Origin of the sequence: Streptomyces sp. NPDC058335, from assembly GCF_042723915.1 — a bacterium.
Lineage (GTDB): Bacteria > Actinomycetota > Actinomycetes > Streptomycetales > Streptomycetaceae > Streptomyces.
Window position 1 is genome coordinate 377219 of record NZ_JBHXHX010000002.1, and the last position, 16900, is coordinate 394118.

Below are 16900 nucleotides of genomic sequence, written 5' to 3' on the forward strand. Positions count from 1 at the left end.
CGAGTATCCGCAACACTCTTCGCCCCCTATGTACGTGTTCATACCACGTACCAGTCTCCCGCTCTCCCGGTCCCCCGCGGGCTAGGTAGATCGTCAGTGACGGCCCTCGGCTGTCCTACCGGAATGAGACACCTGTGGCGCGATTACACCCGAAGTTGACCGATTGTCGGCCAAGCTGCGAGAGCTTGCTATGTACATGATTAACGTGCGCCTGGCGCCCGGCCTCAGGCCGCTGGACGACCGTGAGCTGCGCCGGTCCGTCCGGGCGGTGGCCGGCACCCAGGACGGTGTCCAGCATGTCTACGCGGAGGTCGGTGCCGACGGCGCCGACCTCGTCCTTTTCGTGTCCGCCTCGACGCCGGCCGCCGCCCACGCGGCCGCGCGGCGGGTCGTGACGCGATCGCTGCGGGTGGAGTCGCTGCGCGGCTGGGTGATCCGGGACTGCACCGGCGACTGACCGCCGGCCGCCCGGCGGCGCGGCCGGTAGACCGGCCCGGCCCGGCCCGGCCCCCTGGATGCTCCCGGTTCCCGGAATGTTGGGCTCCTATTTCGACGGGCCCGCATATGCCGTGGGGGAATGGTTAATTCCCTTTTCCCGGAGTCCGGGAAATCAATCTGGCATGACGTTGTCACGGCAGGACCCTGACAGTCGAAAGTCTTAACCCAGGGGTCACGGGTTGTAAGAATCAACGCATCGACGAGATGCCCCGGAACTTTCTCCGAGAAACTCCGAGCGGGCCTCTCCGGAATTACCCACAAAGTTGAAACGAGGAATTAGTCATGCGATCGATGCTTCGCGTCACAGCCTGCACCGTCGTCGCCGTCGCCGCGCTCGCGGTGGGCGCGGGTTCCGCCTCCGCGAGCACGCTCACCGCGGGAGCGGAGACGACTGTCACGGTGCCGGCCGTCGGTGAAGCGGTCGCCGACCTGCTCGGGACCCTTCAGGGGCTCGGCGGCTTCCACCGCGAACCCGAGTGGTCCTGACACGGGAAGACGGGGGAGGTAGGGCACGGTGCCCATCATCGGTACCCCGCAGGAGTTCCACGAGGAAGACCTCTTCGTAGACCTGCGGCAGTTGTACGGATGGCCGCTCTATCTGAAGTGCGAGGCCTTCAACTTCGCCGGCTCGGTGAAGCTCAAGGCAGCCGCTTCCATGATCGACGCGGCCGAGCGCAGCGGCACGCTGGGACCGGACTCCGTTCTGGTGGAGTCCTCGTCGGGCAATCTGGGCCTGGCGCTGAGCATGATCGCCGCGGCCAAGGGATATCGCTTCATCTGCGTCGTCGACGCCCGCACGAACCTGACGACCCGCCAGGCCATCGAGTCGCTCGGCGGTGAGGTGCACGTCATCACCGAGGCCACCGGCGCGGGCGGGTTCCTGGGTGCCCGGCTGGACCACGTACGGGCGCTGTGCTCCGAGGACGAACGGGTGCTCTGGCTCAACCAGCACGCCAACGCCAACAACTGGATGGCGCACTACCGCACCACCGCTCCCGCCATCGAGAAACAGTTCCCCGGGCTCGACCTGCTCTTCGTCGGCGCCGGCACCACCGGCACGCTGATGGGCTGCGCCCGCTACTTCAAGGACCGCCCCGGCTCACAGGTGACGATCGTGGGCGTCGACAGCGTCGGCTCGGTCACCTTCGGCGGGCCCTCGGCCCCCCGGATGATCCCCGGCCTGGGCGCCGGCGTACGGCCGGCGCTCTTCGACGAGTCCTACGTCGACGACATGGTGCTCGTCCCGGAGATCGACACCATCCGCACCTGCCACCAGCTGGCGCGCAGCGGATTCCTCTTCGGCGGCTCGACCGGGACGGTCGTCAACGGCGCGGTGCGCTGGCTCGCCGAGCACCGGCCCGGGGAGGACGTCACCGCCGTGGCCATCTCCCCCGACCTCGGTGATCGCTACCTGGACACGATCTACCAGAGCAACTGGGTCCAGGACATCTACGGCCTCGACGAGTTCGGCCTGGGGACCGGGCCGACCCCCGCCACTTCTGGAGTGAATCAACGATGAGCGAGTCGTTCAGCCACGAACTGCCGCTCTCGCTCGCGCAGCGGGAGATGTGGTACGCCCAGCAGCTCGACCCCGGCAACCCGGTCTTCACCATGGCCGACCACCTGGACCTGCACGGCCCTTTCGAACCGGCCCGCTTCGCGGCGGCCTGGCACGGCCTGCTCGCCGAGACCGACGCCCTGCGCGCGGTGTTCACCGAGCGGGACGGCGAAGCCGTGCAGACGATCCGTGAGTTCACCTGGGAGGTCCACGAGGGCGCCCTGGACCGGGCCGACCCCGCCGACCCCACCGCCCCGCTGACCACGCCCGGTGTCGCGGTGCGCGACCTGCGCACCGAGGCCGACCCGGACACCGTCTCACGCCAGCTGATGGCCGAGGACCTGGCGCTGCCGTCCTCGCTGGCGGACGGCGCCGTACGGTGGCAGCTGCACCGGCTCGCCGACGACCACCACCGCTTCTACGTGTCGGCCAACCACATCCTGCTGGACGGCTTCAGCCGCACCCCGTTCTACCGGCGGTTCGCGGAGCTGTACGCAGGCACGGCCGGCGGTGAGTCCTTGCCGCCGCTGCGGGTCCTCGTCGACGACGAGCAGGCCTATCTCGACTCCGCGAAGCACGAGCGGGACGCCCGTTTCTGGGCGAGCCGGTTCACGGAGACCCCCGAGCCGACCCGGCTCTCCCCGCGCCGCCCGCTGCGGGCACGGCACACGCTGAGGTGGAATTCCCCCGTTCCCGCAGCGACCGTGACCCGGCTGGAGCGGGTCGCCTGGGAGAGCCGGGTCACCCTCCCCGCCGCGCTGGTCGCGGCCACCGCCTCCTACCTGGCCCGGGTCACGGGCGGCAGCCGGGTGCTGCTGACGCTGCCCGTGCCGGCCAGGACCACGCCGACGGCCCGCACGGTCCCCGGGATGCGCGCCAACTTCCTGCCGCTGCCGCTGGACGTCACTCCCGCGCTGACCCGCGACGGCCTGCTGGGACTCACCGCGGCCGCACTGCGCACCACCCTGCGCCACCAGGGCTACCGCGGTGACCGGCTGCGCCGCGAGCTGGGTCTCGCCGGGGACGCGGAGCTGTCGTACGGGCCGACCGTCAATGTGCTGGAGTCGGGGGCCGATCTGGTCTTCGGCGAGTGCACCGGCCGGCTGCACAACCTGTCCACCGGGCCCGTGCCGGGACTCCAGCTCATCTATCTGGACGCGCCCGACGGCCGCTGGACACTACGGCTGGACGCCAACCCGGGCCTGTTCACCGACGAGGAACTCGCCGCGCACGGCGAGCGGCTGCTCGGCCACCTGGAGAGCTTCGCGCTCGCCCCGGCCGCGCTGCCGCTGGGCCGGCTCGACGTCACGCTGCCCGCCGAGCGGCAGATCGTCCTGGAGGACTGGAACGCCACCGTCCGCACCGGCGGCTTCACCGACGTGGTGGAGCGGGTGCGCGAACTGGCCGCCGCGAGCCCGGACACGATCGCCGTGGACGACGGCACCGTACGGCTGTCGTACGCCGAACTGTGCGCGCGGGCCGACGAGGTGAGCCTGCGGCTGGCCGGGGCCGGGGTGGCCACCGGGTCGCTGGTGGCGCTGGCCGCCGATCCGGGGACGCAGTTCGTCGCCGCCGTGCTCGGAGTGCTCGCCACGGGCGCCGCCTGGATCCCGCTGGACGTGCACGCGCCCGTCGCCCGCGGGGCGGCCCTGCTCGCCGACAGCGGCGCGGACGCCCTGCTGTTCAGCCCCGCCCGCGAGGGATACGCCCACCAGCTGCTCGCGGCCGGCGACCACTGGCCGAAGATCGTCGAACTGCGGGACGGAGGATCCGGCGATGCTCCGACGGCTGCTGTACCGGCTGCGGGCGCGGGCGACGACCTGGCTTATGTGATCTTCACGTCCGGTTCCACCGGCCGCCCCAAGGGCGCCATGGTGCACCGGGCCGGCATGGTCAACCACCTGCTCGCCAAGGTGGAGGACCTCGGGCTGACACCCGCCGACGTGCTGGTGCACAACGCGCCCGTCACCTTCGACATCTCCGTGTGGCAGATGCTCGCCGCGCTCGTGGCCGGCGGCCGCACCCGGGTCGTGCCGCGCTCGCTGGCCGCCGACCCGCAGGGCCTGTTCGCGCTGGTCGACGAGGAGGACATCACCGTCCTGGAGGTCGTGCCCTCACTGCTGCGGGCGGCCGTCGACGACTGGGACAGCGGGGCGGCCCGGCCGACGCTGGCCTCCCTGCGCCATCTCGTCGTCACCGGCGAGGCCCTGCCCGCGGACCTGTGCCGCCGCTGGTTCACGCACTTCCCCGACGTGCCTCTGGTCAACGCCTACGGCCCGACCGAGGCCTCCGACGACGTCACCCACGCCTTCATCCGCTCCGCGGCCGACCTCGGCGACGTCCACACCCCGATCGGCTCCGCGATCCGCAACACCCGCCTGTACGTCCTCGGCGACGGCCTGCGTCCCGTGCCCGTGGGCGCGCCCGGCGAGCTGTACGTCGGCGGGGTCGGCGTGGGCCGCGGCTACCTGGACGATCCGCGCCGCACCTCGGCCGTGTTCGTCGCCGACCCGTTCGCGCCGGAGCCGGGCGCCCGCATGTACCGAACCGGCGACCGCGTACGGCACCGCACGGACGGCCGCCTGGAGTTCCTGGAACGCGTCGACCACCAGGTCAAGATCCGCGGCCACCGCATCGAACTCGGCGAGGTCGAGGCCGCGTTGCGCGGCGTCACCGGTGTCACCGACGCGGCCGTGGACGTCGCCGTGGACAGCGCGGGCTCGACCCGGCTGGCCGCGTTCGTCACCGGCGACGTCGACGTCGCCGAGGTGAAGGCCGAGCTGTCCACCACCCTGCCCGACTACATGGTCCCGGCCGCCTTCGTGGTCCTGGACCGGCTGCCGCTCACCGCCAACGGCAAGGTCGACCGCAAGGCGCTGCCCGCGCCCGACCTCACCGCCGGACAGACGGGACGCCGCCCCCGCACCCCGCGCGAGCAGGTGCTGTGCGCGGTGTTCGCGGAGGTCCTCGGCGTCGAACAGGTCGGCATCGACGACGACTTCTTCGAGTTCGGCGGCCACTCGCTGCTCGCCACCCGCGCGATCAGCCGGATCCGGGTGCTGCTCGGCGCCGAACTGCCCGTCCGGATCCTCTTCGAGGCCCCCACCGTCGCCGCGCTCGCCGAACACCTCACGGAGGCGGAGGCCGCGCGTCCAGCGGTCACCGCCCGGAAGCGGCCCGCCGAACTGCCGTTGTCCTTCGCCCAGCAGCGCCTGTGGTTCCTGGACCGGCTCGACGCGGACGCGGCCGTCGGCTACCACCTGCCGCGCGCCGTACGGCTGACCGGCCCCCTCGACCACGAGGCGCTCGCCGCGGCCCTCGGGGACGTCGTCGACCGCCACGAGTCGCTGCGCACGGTCTTCCCGGAGCGCGACGGCCGGGCCGTCCAGGTCGTCCTGTCCGCCGATAACAGACCGTTCGACCTCCCCGTCACCGAGGTCGCCGCCGGTGACCTCGGCACGGTGCTCGCCGAACGGGCCGTACGCCCCTTCGACCTCGGCGCCGACCTGCCGCTGCGCGCCGAACTGTTCACACTTTCGGACCAGGAGCACGTGCTGCTGGTGGTGCTCCACCACATCGCCGGCGACGGCTGGTCGGTGCTGCCGTTCGCCGAGGACCTGCGCACCGCGTACACGGCACGCACCGCGGGGCACGCCCCCGGCTGGGCGCCGCTCGACGTGCAGTACGCCGACTACACGCTGTGGCAGCGCGAACTGCTCGGCGACAACGCCGACCCCGGCTCCCTCGCCGCCCGCCAGCTCGACTTCTGGCGCGGCGAACTCGCCGGGATACCCGACGAGCTGGAACTGCCGGCCGACTTCCCGCGCCCGGCGCTGCCCGGTCACCGCGGCGGCCAGGTCGCCTTCCGGCTGGACCGGGAGCTGCACGAGGCGGTCACCGCCCTCGCCCGCGCCACCGGCGCCAGCGTCTTCATGGTGCTCCAGGCCGCGCTCGCCGCCCTGCTGCGCAAGCTCGGCGCCGGCACCGACATCCCGCTCGGCACCCCCGTCGCCGGCCGCACCGACGCGGCCCTGGAGCGGCAGGTCGGGTTCTTCGTGAACACGCTGGTGCTGCGCACCGACGTGTCCGGCGACCCCACCTTCCGCGAGCTGATCGGCCGCGCCCGCACCACCGACCTGGCCGCCTACGCCCACCAGGACGTGCCCTTCGAATGGCTCGTCGAGGCCCTCAACCCGGAGCGCTCGCTGGCCCGCCAGCCCCTGTTCCAGGTGCTCCTGGCACTCCAGAACAACGCGGCGACCGACCTCGCCCTGCCCGGCACCCGTGCCGAGACGACCGCCGTCCCCACCGGCACCGCCCGCTTCGACCTGGCCTTCGAACTCACCGAGGAGCAGGACGGCAAGGGCCGCCCCGACGGCATCGCCGGTCTGCTGGAGTACAGCGCCGACCTGTTCACCCACGAGAGCGCCGAGTCGGTCGCCGCCCGCCTGGTGAACTTCCTGCACGCCCTCACCGAGCGGCCGGACGCCGCGCTCAGCGGCTTCGACGCCCTGCTGCCCGCCGAGCGGGAGCACCTGTTCGGCGAGTGGAACGGCTCCGCCGCCGCGGCGCCCGAACCCACCACGATCGCCCGCCTGTTCGCCGTCCGCGCCGCCACCGACCCGCACCGCCCGGCCCTCGCGCTGCCCGACGGCACCACCGTGTCCTACGGCGACCTCGCCGACCGGGCGCACCGGCTCGCGCACCTGCTGGTGGAGCGTGGCGTGCGCCCCGGCCAGGTCGTGGCGCTGATGGCGGACCGCTCCGCGCACACGATCACCGCGGTCCTCGCGGTCCTGGCCGCCGGAGCCGCCTACCTGCCCATCGACCCGGCCTACCCGGACGAGCGGATCGCGTACGTCCTCGACGACGCCCGCCCCGCCGCCGTACTGACCACGGCCGCGGTCGCCGACCGCGTCCCCGCGACGGCCCCCGAGCCGCTCGTGCTGGACGCCGACACCACCCTCGCCGACCTCGTCGGCCGGCCCAACCGCGCCCCCGAGCACGGACCGGTGCCCGGCGACCCGGCGTACGTCATCTACACCTCCGGCTCCACCGGCCGCCCCAAGGGAGTGGTCGTCGGGCACGCCTCGGCGGCCGCGCTGACCGCGCAGGCCGGGCGGTTCGGGGTGCGGGAAGGGACGCGGCTGCTCCAGTTCGCCTCGCTCAGCTTCGACGCGGCGGCCTGGGAGCTGCTGACCGCCCTGGTCACCGGCGCGGTCCTGGTCCTGGCCACGGAGGACCAGCGCGCGCCCGGCGACCCGCTCGCCGCCTGCCTCACCGACGCCGGCATCGACGTCGTATGCCTGCCGCCGGCCGTGCTCGCGGCCTGGCCGGAGGACCGGCCGGTGCCGTCCGGGATCACCGTGATCACCGCGGGGGAGGCCTGCCCGCCCGCCCTGGTGGAGAAGTGGGCCGCGCACACCACCCTGCTCAACGCCTACGGCCCCACCGAGACGACGGTCTGCGCGACCGTCAGCGACCCGCTCGTGCCCGGCGGCAGGCCGCCCATCGGCACCCCGCTGGCGGGCACGGTCGTGCACGTCCTCGACGACGACCTGCGGCCCGTCCCGGCCGGCGTCACCGGCGAGCTGTACGTCGGCGGCGCGAGCCTCGCGCACGGCTACCTCGGCCGCCCGGACCTGACCGCGCAGCGGTTCGTCACCGACCCGTACGGGCCGTCCGGCGCCCGCATGTACCGCACCGGCGACCTGGTGCGCCGCCGCGCCGACGGCACCCTCGACTACGTCGGCCGCGCCGACGACCAGGTCAAACTGCGGGGCTTCCGCATCGAACTGGCCGAGGTGGAGGCCGCCCTGGCCGCCCACCCGGAGGTGGACCGGGCCGCAGTCGTCGTCCGCGAGGACCGCCCCGGCGACAAACGCCTCGTCGCCTACGTCGTCCCGGCGGCCGGCACGACGACGCCCCCGGCGACCCTGCGCAGCCACGTGGCCGGACGGCTGCCCGACTACATGGTCCCGGCCGCCGTCGTCACCCTGGACGGCCTGCCGCTCACCACCAACGGCAAGCTCGACCGGCGCGCCCTGCCCGCCCCCGACTACACCGACGCCACCCGCGGCCGGGCCCCGGTCACCGAGCAGGAACGGGCGCTGTGCGCGGTGTTCGCCGAGGTGCTCGGGCTCGACGAGGTCGGCGCCGACGCCGGCTTCTTCGACCTGGGCGGCGACTCCATCAGCTCCATCCAGCTCGTCGGCCGGGCCCGCGCGGCAGGCCTGCTGCTCACCGCGCAGGACGTCTTCCTGCACCGCACGCCCGCCGGCCTCGCCGCGGTGGCCCGCCCGGTGGAGGAGCAGGTCGTGCGCGGCAGGGACGACGCGATCGGCACCTTCTCACCCACCCCGATCATGCGCTGGCTGCACGCCCTCGACGGCCCCTACGACGCCTTCCGCCAGGCGGTCGCCGTCCGTACCCCGGCCGGCGCCACCCGGGCGAGTCTCGCCACCGCCCTCCAGACGGTGATCGACCACCACGACGCCCTGCGGACGAAGCTGCTCGACGAGGAGGGCACCTGGACACCGAAGGTGCGCGAACCGGGAGCGGTCAACGCGCCCTGGCTGCTGGGGCGCGAGAACGTGGCCCGGCTGGACGGCCCCGCCCTCGCCGACGCCGTACGGCGGGCCGCGCTGGCCGACGCCGGACGCCTCGACCCGCGCGAGGGCACGATGCTCCGCGCGACCTGGCTCGACGCGGGCGCCGACCGCCCCGGCCGGCTCGTCCTGACCCTGCACCACCTGGTCTGCGACGGCGTCTCCTGGCGGATCCTCCTGGACGACCTCGCCCGCGCCCACGAGGCGGCGGTGACGGGGGGTCCGGCGGAGCTGGAGCCGGTCGGCACCTCCGTACGGCACTGGGCCGGACTGCTCGCCGAGGAGGCCGTCTCCGAACGGCGGGTCGCAGAGGGCGAGTTGTGGCAGCGGACCCTGGCCGCCCCCGACCCGCTGCTCGCCGGGCGGCCCCTCGACCCGGCGCGGGACACCCATGCCACCGCCCGCACCCTGCGCCGCACCCTCGACACCGACGCGACCCGGGCGGTCCTCACCGAGGTGCCCGCCGCCTTCCACGCCGAGATCAACGACGTGCTGGTCACCGCCTACGTGCTGGCCGTCGCCGACTGGCGGCGCCGCACCCGCGACGACGCGGCCGCGGTGCTGATCGAGATGGAGGGCCACGGCCGCGAGGAGATCGCCGACGGCATCGACCTCGGCCGCACGGTCGGCTGGTTCACCACCACCTACCCGCTGCGCGTCGACCTCGGCGCGCCGGACTGGGCGGAGGTGTGGGCCGGCGGGCCCTCGGCGGGACGCGTCCTCAAGCAGGTCAAGGAGCAGCTGCGGGCCGTGCCCGACCACGGCGTCGGCTTCGGCGTACTGCGCCGGATCGCCGCCCTGCCGGGCCTGGAGCGCAGCCCGCAGCTCGGCTTCAACTACCTGGGCCGGCTGCCCGCCCCGCGCGACGTGGACTGGGCGACCACCGAGGAGTCCCCGCTCATCGCGGCGGGCGCCGACCCCGGGCTCGCGCTGCCGCACGCGCTCGGCCTCAACGCCCTCACCGAGGACGGACCGGACGGGCCGCGCCTGACCGCCGTATGGACCTGGCCGGGCGAACTGCTCGACGAGGCGGACGCCGCCGACGTCGCCGACGGCTGGTTCCGGGCGCTGCGCGCGCTCGTCGCCCACGCCCAGAACCCCGACGCGGGCGGCCACACGCCCAGCGACGTGGACCTGATCGCCCTGAGCCAGGACGAACTGGACGCATTCGAGAACGAGATGGACGACTGGGGGGCCTCCCTGTGACACGAGGACGATCCAACCTGAGCGACGTCCTGCCGCTCACCCCGCTCCAGGAAGGCCTGCTCTTCCACGCGGTCTCCGGGCGGCGGGAGCTGGACGTCTACACCGTGCAGCTGGTCCTGGACCTGTCCGGGCCACTGGACGGGGCGCGCCTGAAGGCCGCCGCCGAGCGGTTCCTCGACCGCCACCCGCACCTCAGGGCCGGGTTCCGCTACCGCGACAACGGCGACCCCGTCCAGCTCGTGCCGCGCACCATCGCCCTGCCCTGGCAGGAGGACCACGTCACCGACGGGGACCGGATCGGGAAGCTGACCGAGGAGGACCGCCTGCGGCCCTTCGACATGGCCCGCCCGCCCCTCCTCCGGTTCCGCCTGATCCGCACCGGCGACACGTCGTACCGCTTCGTCCTGACCGCCCACCAGATCCTGTTCGACGGCTGGTCGATGCCCATCATCATCGGCGAACTGTTCGCCCTGTACGGCGACCCGGCGGCCCCGCTGCCGCCCGTCACCCCGTACAAGACCTACCTCGCCCATCTCGCCCGGCAGGACGACGCCGGCGCCGAGACGGCCTGGCGGGAGGCGCTGGACGGGCTCACCGAGGCCACCCTGGTCGCCCCCGGCGGCACGGACGGCTCCCGGCTGCCCGACCATCACGTCCTCGACCTCCCGGCAGGCCTCACCGCCGGCCTCACCGCCTGGGCGAAGGAACGCGGGCTCACCCTCAACACCGTCGTGCAGGGCGCCTGGGCGACGGTCCTGGGCACCCTCACCGGGCGCTCCGACGTCGTCTTCGGCTCCACGGTCTCCGGCCGCCCGCCTGAGCTGCCCGGCGTCGAGTCGATGGTCGGCCTGTTCATCAACACCGTCCCGGTGCGGGTCACGCTGGACCCGTACGCGACCTTCCCCGAGATCCTCGGCCGGCTCCAGGAGCGGCAGGCCGCGCTCCTGCCCCACCAGCACCTCGGCGCCGCCCGCATCCAGCGGGCGGTGGGCCTGGGCGAGCTGTACGACACCGTGCTGGTCTTCGAGAACTACCCGCTGGACCCGGCCGCCCTGCGCGACCCGGTCCCCGGCCTCGCCGTGACCGGCCTGGAGGCCAAGGACGCCACGCACTACCCGCTGAGCCTCATGGCGATCCCCGGCGAACGGCTGAAGCTGACGGTCTCCTACGACCCCGGCAGATACACCGCCGCCGACGCGGCCGACGTGGTGGCCCGGCTGGAGCGGGTGCTGCGGTCGGCGGTCGCCGAACCGCGGACGCCGTCCGGCCGGATCGGCACGCTGCTGCCGGGCGAGGACGTACTGGACCTGCCCGTGCCGTCCGGCGGGGACGCCTTCACGGACGTCGTCGCCCGAGTGCGCGAGCTGTCCGCGGCCCGGCCCGACGCCGAGGCCGTCACCGACGACCACGGCAGCCTCACCTACGCCGGCCTGGCCGAACGCGCCGGCGGCATCGCCGCGCACCTCACCGGCGCGGGCGTCGGCCCCGGCTCCCTGGTGGGCGTCCTCGCCGCCCCCGGCCGCGACTTCGTCGCCGCCGTCCTCGGCACTCTCGCGGCGGGCGCCGCCTGGGTCCCCCTCGACGTCCACGCCCCGACGGCCCGCAGCGCCTCCCTGGTCGAGGACGCGGGCGTACGGCACCTGCTGGTCGACGGGGAGCACGAGGGCGCGGCACGCGAGGTGCTGGCCGCCGCCGGGGCCGACCTGCCCGTCACCCCCGTGACCGGCCTGTCCTCCGCGCCCCTCCCGGCGGCCCCCGGCGGCCCGCTCGACCTGGCCTACGTCATCTTCACCTCGGGCTCCACCGGACGGCCCAAGGGCGCCATGGTGCACCGGGACGGCATGGTGAACCACCTTCTCGCCAAGGCGGAGGACCTCGGCCTCGACGAGGACACCGTGCTCGTGCACAACGCGCCGGTGACCTTCGACATCTCCGTGTGGCAGATGCTGGCCGCCCTGGTGAGCGGGGGCAGGCTGCGGGTCGTGGGCCGGTCCACGGCGGCCGACCCGCAGGCCCTGTTCGGGCTCGCGGACACCGAGGCGGTCACCGTCCTCGAGGTCGTCCCCTCGCTGCTGCGGGCCGCGCTCGACGCCTGGGACGCGGGCGCGCGCCCGCCGGTCCTCGCCGCACTGCGGCGGCTGGTCGTCACCGGCGAGGCCCTGCCCGCCGACCTGTGCCGCCGCTGGCTCGCCCGCTTCCCCGGCATCCCCCTGGTCAACGCCTACGGCCCCACCGAGTGCTCCGACGACGTCACCCACGCCCTCATCACCGACGCCACCGGCCTCGGCGACGTACGGGCGCCCATCGGGCGGGCCGTGCGCGAGACCGGGCTGTACGTCCTCGACGACGCGCTGCGTCCGGTGCCCGCCGGGGTGCCGGGGGAGCTGTACGTCGGCGGGCGCGGGGTCGGCCGCGGCTACCTGGACGACGCCGGGCGCACCGGGGCCGTGTTCGTGGCCGACCCGTTCGCGGGGACGCTCGGCGCCCGCATGTACCGCACCGGCGACTGGGTGGTGCGGACCGTCCTCCCGGAGGGGGACGGCCGGCTGGAGTTCCTGGAGCGGCGCGACCACCAGGTCAAGGTGCGCGGCCACCGCGTCGAACCCGGCGAGATCGAGGCCGTCCTGCGGACCCTGCCCGGGGTCGCGGACGCCGTGGTCACCGTGTTCGGCGAGACCGGCAGCGCCCGCCTCGCCGCCCACCTCGCCGGCCAGGCCGACCCCGCGCGCGTGAAGCGGGAACTGGCGGCGCTGCTGCCCGAGTACATGGTCCCGGCCGCGTTCGTCGTCCTGCCCGCGCTGCCGCTGACCTCGAACGGCAAGGTGGACCGCAAGGCGCTGCCCGCCCCGGACCTCGCCGGGGTCACCACCCGTGAGCCGCGCACCCCGCAGGAGGCCGCGCTCTGCCAGGCCTTCGCCGACGTCCTCGGCGTCGAACGGGTCGGCGCCGACGACGACTTCTTCGACCTGGGCGGCCACTCCCTGCTCGCGACCCGCCTGATCAGCCGCGTCCGCGCGCTGCTCGGCGCGGAACTGCCGATGGCGCTGGTCTTCGAGGAGCCCACCCCGGCCCGCCTCGCCGCCGCCCTCCGCACGGCCGGGGCGGCCCGGCCGGCCCTCGCCGCCGCCGTACGGCCCGCGCGGCCGCCGCTGTCGTACGCCCAGCGGCGGATGTGGGTGCTCAACCGGCTGGAGGGGACGGCCGGGGCCTACCACCTGCCGTGGACGCTGCGGCTGACCGGGCCGCTGGACCGGGAGGCCCTCCAGGCGGCCCTGAACGACGTGGTCGCCCGGCACGAGGCGCTGCGGACCGTCTTCCCGGAGGCGGGCGGCGAGCCCTACCAGCGGGTGCTGGAGACGGCCGAGGTGCCGCTGGCCGCCGTCGAGGACCTCCCGGAGTTCGTCGCCCGAGGCTTCGACCTGGCCACCGAACCGCCCCTGCGGGCCGGCCTGGTGACGGCCGGCGGCGAGGAGCACCTGCTCGCCGTCGTCATCCACCACATCGCCGCCGACGGCTGGTCCAACGCCGTCCTCGCCCGCGACCTCGGCACCGCCTACCGGGCCCGGCTCGACGGCACGGCCCCCGGGTTCGCGCCGCTGCCCGTCCAGTACCCGGACTACGCGCTGTGGCAGCGGGACCTCCTCGGCGACGAGGACGACCCCGGCAGCCTCGCGAGCGAACAACTCGGCTTCTGGCGCAAGGCCCTGGACGGGCTGCCGGACGAACTCCAGCTGCCCGCCGACCGGCCCCGGCCCGCGGTCGCCTCCTACCGGGGCGCCACCGTCGGCTTCACCGTCCCCGCCGTGACCCACCGCCGGGCCGCCGCCCTCGCCGCACGCTCGGGCGCCAGCCTCTTCATGGTCCTCCAGGCCGCCCTCGCCGCCCTCTACGCCAAGCTGGGCGCCGGCCAGGACGTGCCCCTCGGCACCCCCGTCGCCGGCCGCACCGACGAGGCCCTGGACGACCTGGTCGGCTTCTTCGTCAACACCCTCGTCCTGCGCACCGACGTCTCCGGCGACCCCACCTTCACCGACCTCGTCGACCGCGTCCGCACGGCCGACCTCGCCGCGTACGCCCACCAGGACGTGCCCTTCGAAAAGCTCGTCGAGGCACTCGCCCCGACCCGGTCCCTGGCCCGCCACCCCCTCTTCCAGACCCTGCTAGCCCTGCACAACAACACCCGCCCCGACCTCGAACTCCCCGGTCTGGACGTCGAGTTCGGCGCAGCCGCCACCGGCGGCGCGCGCTTCGACCTGGCCTTCGACCTGGCCGAGGAACAGGACACCGCGGGCGCGCCCGCCGGGCTCGCCGGACGGCTGGAGTTCAGCGCCGACCTGTTCACCGAGGACACCGCCCGACGCCTCGCCGACCGGTTCGCCCACCTTCTCGACGCCATGACCGCCGACCCCGGCCGGCCCCTCAGCGCGGTCTCCGCCCTGCTCCCCGGCGAACGCGAGACCCTCCTCCAGGAGTGGAACCGGACCCCCGCCCACCCCTACGACGGCCCGCCGCACCGCTGGTTCGAACAGCGCGCCGCCGCCCACCCCGACCGCACCGCCCTCGTCTCCGAGGACCGCGCCCTCACCTACCGCGAGCTGGACGAACAGGCCGGACACCTGGCCCGCGCCCTGCGCGCCAGGGGCGCCGGACCCGGCAGCCTGGTCGCCGTCGCCCTGCGCCGCTCGGCCGAACTGGCCGTGGCCGTCCTCGCCGTCCACAAGGCCGGCGCCGCCTACCTGCCGATCGACCCGGCCTACCCCGCCGAACGCATCGGGTACGTCGTCGAGGACGCGGGACCCGTCCTCGCCCTCACCACCACCGACGTGGCGGGCGGCCTGCCCGCCCTGGACGCCGTACCGCGGCTGCTCCTGGACGAACCCGTCCCGGACGCACCCGGCTTCACCGGCGACCCGGCACCCGCCGACGCCGCCTACACCATCTACACCTCCGGCTCCACCGGCCGCCCCAAGGGCGTGGTGATCTCCTTCGCCGCCTTCGCCAACTTCCTCGCCGACCTGCGCGTGCGCCTGGAACTGGGGGAGAAGGACCGGTTCGTCGCGGTCACCACCTTCGGCTTCGACATCGCCAACCTGGAACTGTTCGGGCCGCTGATCTCCGGCGCCCGCCTGGTCCTCGCCGGACACGACACCGTCCGCGACCCCGACGCCCTCGCCGCCCTGCTGACCGACTCCCGCGCCACCGTCATGCAGGCCACCCCCACCCTGTGGCACGCCCTGGTCACCGAGCACCCGCACGCCCTCGCGGGCCTGCACGCACTGACCGGCGGCGAGGCCATCAGCCCCGCCCTCGCCGCCCGACTGGCGGCAGCCACCCGGAAGTTGACCAACCTGTACGGCCCGACGGAGACCACCATCTGGTCCACCGCCACCGAACTCGACGGCACCGGCACCCCGCCCATCGGCCGCCCCCTCGGCGGCAACCGCACCTACGTCCTCGGCCCCGACCTGCACCCCGTGCCGACCGGCGCCACCGGCGAGCTGTACATCGGCGGTGTCGGCCTGGCCCGCGGCTACCACGGCCGCCCCGGACTCACCGCCGAACGCTTCGTCGCCGATCCGTTCGCAGCCGGACCCGGCGCGCGCATGTACCGCACCGGCGACCTGGTACGGCAGCGGCCCGACGGCACGATCGACTACCTCGGCCGCGTCGACCACCAGGTCAAGGTGCGCGGCTTCCGCATCGAACTCGGTGAGATCGAGGCCGCGTTGACCGGCCACCCCGACGTCGAACAGTCGGCGGTGGTGCTCCACGAGGACCGGCTCACCGGATACGCCGTCACCGCGAGCGGCACCGAACCGGCCGACCTGCGGTCCCATGTGGCCCGCCGGCTGCCCGACTACATGGTCCCGGCCGCCCTGGTCGTCCTGGACGCCCTCCCGCTCACCCCCAACGGCAAGGTGGACCGCAAACGGCTGCCCGCACCCGCCGCACCGTCCCCGACGGGCGGCCGCCCACCGGCCGGCCCGCGCGAGGAACTGCTGTGCCGCCTGTTCGCCGAGACCCTCGGGACCGGCGCCGGACAGGTCGGCGCCGACGACGACTTCTTCGCCCTCGGCGGCGACTCCATCCGCTCCATCCGGCTGGTGGGCCGGGCGAAGGCGGCCGGAGTCCGGTTCACACCCGCGGACGTGTTCGTGCACCGGACGGCGGCGGCGCTGGCCGCGCTGGACTCCGTGGCCCTTGGCGCCGGTGTCGCCGACTCGGACACCTCGGGGGACGCCGCCTTCGCGCCCGTGCTGCCCATCCGCCCGCACGGCAGCCGCCCGCCCCTGTTCTGCGTGCACGGCGGTGTGGGCCTCGGCTGGCCCTTCCTGTCCCTGGCCGCCCACCTCCCGGACACGCCCGTCCACGCCTTCCAGGCCGGCGGAATCCAGGACGACGCCCCGCAGCCGGAATCCGTATCGGAAATGGCCGCGCAATACGTGGAAAGAATGGTGGAAATTCAGCCGGACGGCCCGTATCATATTCTCGGCTGGTCGTTCGGTGGACTGGTCGCCCACGAAATGGCCTGCCAGCTCGTGGAGTCCGGGAAGAAGGTCGCCCTGCTGGCGAACCTCGACGGTTTCCCGGCGGAGGCGGGCGAGGCTTCGGGAGCGTCGCCGGACGAGGTTCCCGACGACGCCCTCCTGAGCGGCGAACTGCGCGCCAGACTCGGCGCCGCCGGCGACGCGCTGGCGGAGCTGACCGACGAGCAGTACGCCCGCCTGCTGCGGGTCATCCGGGCGCTCGACACGCTCGCCGACACCCACCGTCCCCGCCTCCACCAGGGCGACCTGCACTTCTTCGCGGCGACGCGAGGAGACACGCACGCCACCGGCGAATCCGTCTGGGCCCCCCACACCACCGGCCGGATCGTCCGCCACGAGGTGGACGCCGACCACGACGGAATGCTGGACGCCGCCCCCGCGGCGGCCGTGGCCCGCGTGCTGACCGACCTCATGGAATGACATCCGAAGCAATCGGATGCGAATTCTGAGGAATTCCATGAAATGCCCGCGCGGGATGAGCG

General features: G+C 74.2%; 5 protein-coding genes. All 5 read left to right on the forward strand.

The genetic code is table 11. The features are described from left to right. The first annotated feature begins 196 nt into the window (after nucleotides 1-196). The 5 genes from ACFWJX_RS04880 to ACFWJX_RS04900 all read left to right on the forward strand — a co-directional run bounded on the left by ACFWJX_RS04880 (nucleotide 197) and on the right by ACFWJX_RS04900 (nucleotide 16838). Nucleotides 197-457: a hypothetical protein gene (locus ACFWJX_RS04880; RefSeq protein ID WP_383236848.1), complete on the forward strand. Its 261-nt coding sequence runs from the start codon at nucleotides 197-199 to the stop codon at nucleotides 455-457. Between the two features lie 323 nt (nucleotides 458-780). Next, nucleotides 781-984: a hypothetical protein gene (locus ACFWJX_RS04885; RefSeq protein ID WP_383236851.1), complete on the forward strand. Its 204-nt coding sequence runs from the start codon at nucleotides 781-783 to the stop codon at nucleotides 982-984. 28 nt (nucleotides 985-1012) lie between these two features. Continuing rightward, nucleotides 1013-2017 carry a 2,3-diaminopropionate biosynthesis protein SbnA gene (gene sbnA / locus ACFWJX_RS04890; protein ID WP_383236854.1) on the forward strand — a complete coding sequence of 335 codons (1005 nt, stop codon included), beginning with the start codon at nucleotides 1013-1015 and terminating at the stop codon, nucleotides 2015-2017. Beyond that, nucleotides 2014-9870: an amino acid adenylation domain-containing protein gene (locus ACFWJX_RS04895; RefSeq protein ID WP_383236856.1), complete on the forward strand. Its 7857-nt coding sequence runs from the start codon at nucleotides 2014-2016 to the stop codon at nucleotides 9868-9870. Before sbnA ends, ACFWJX_RS04895 begins: the two co-directional genes overlap by 4 nt. Beyond that, the gene (locus ACFWJX_RS04900; protein ID WP_383236859.1) at nucleotides 9867-16838 is read left to right on the forward strand and encodes an amino acid adenylation domain-containing protein; all 6972 of its coding nucleotides are present in this window, start codon (nucleotides 9867-9869) and stop codon (nucleotides 16836-16838) included. The genes ACFWJX_RS04895 and ACFWJX_RS04900 overlap by 4 nt, the downstream gene beginning before the upstream one ends. The last annotated feature ends 62 nt before the right edge of the window (nucleotides 16839-16900 follow it).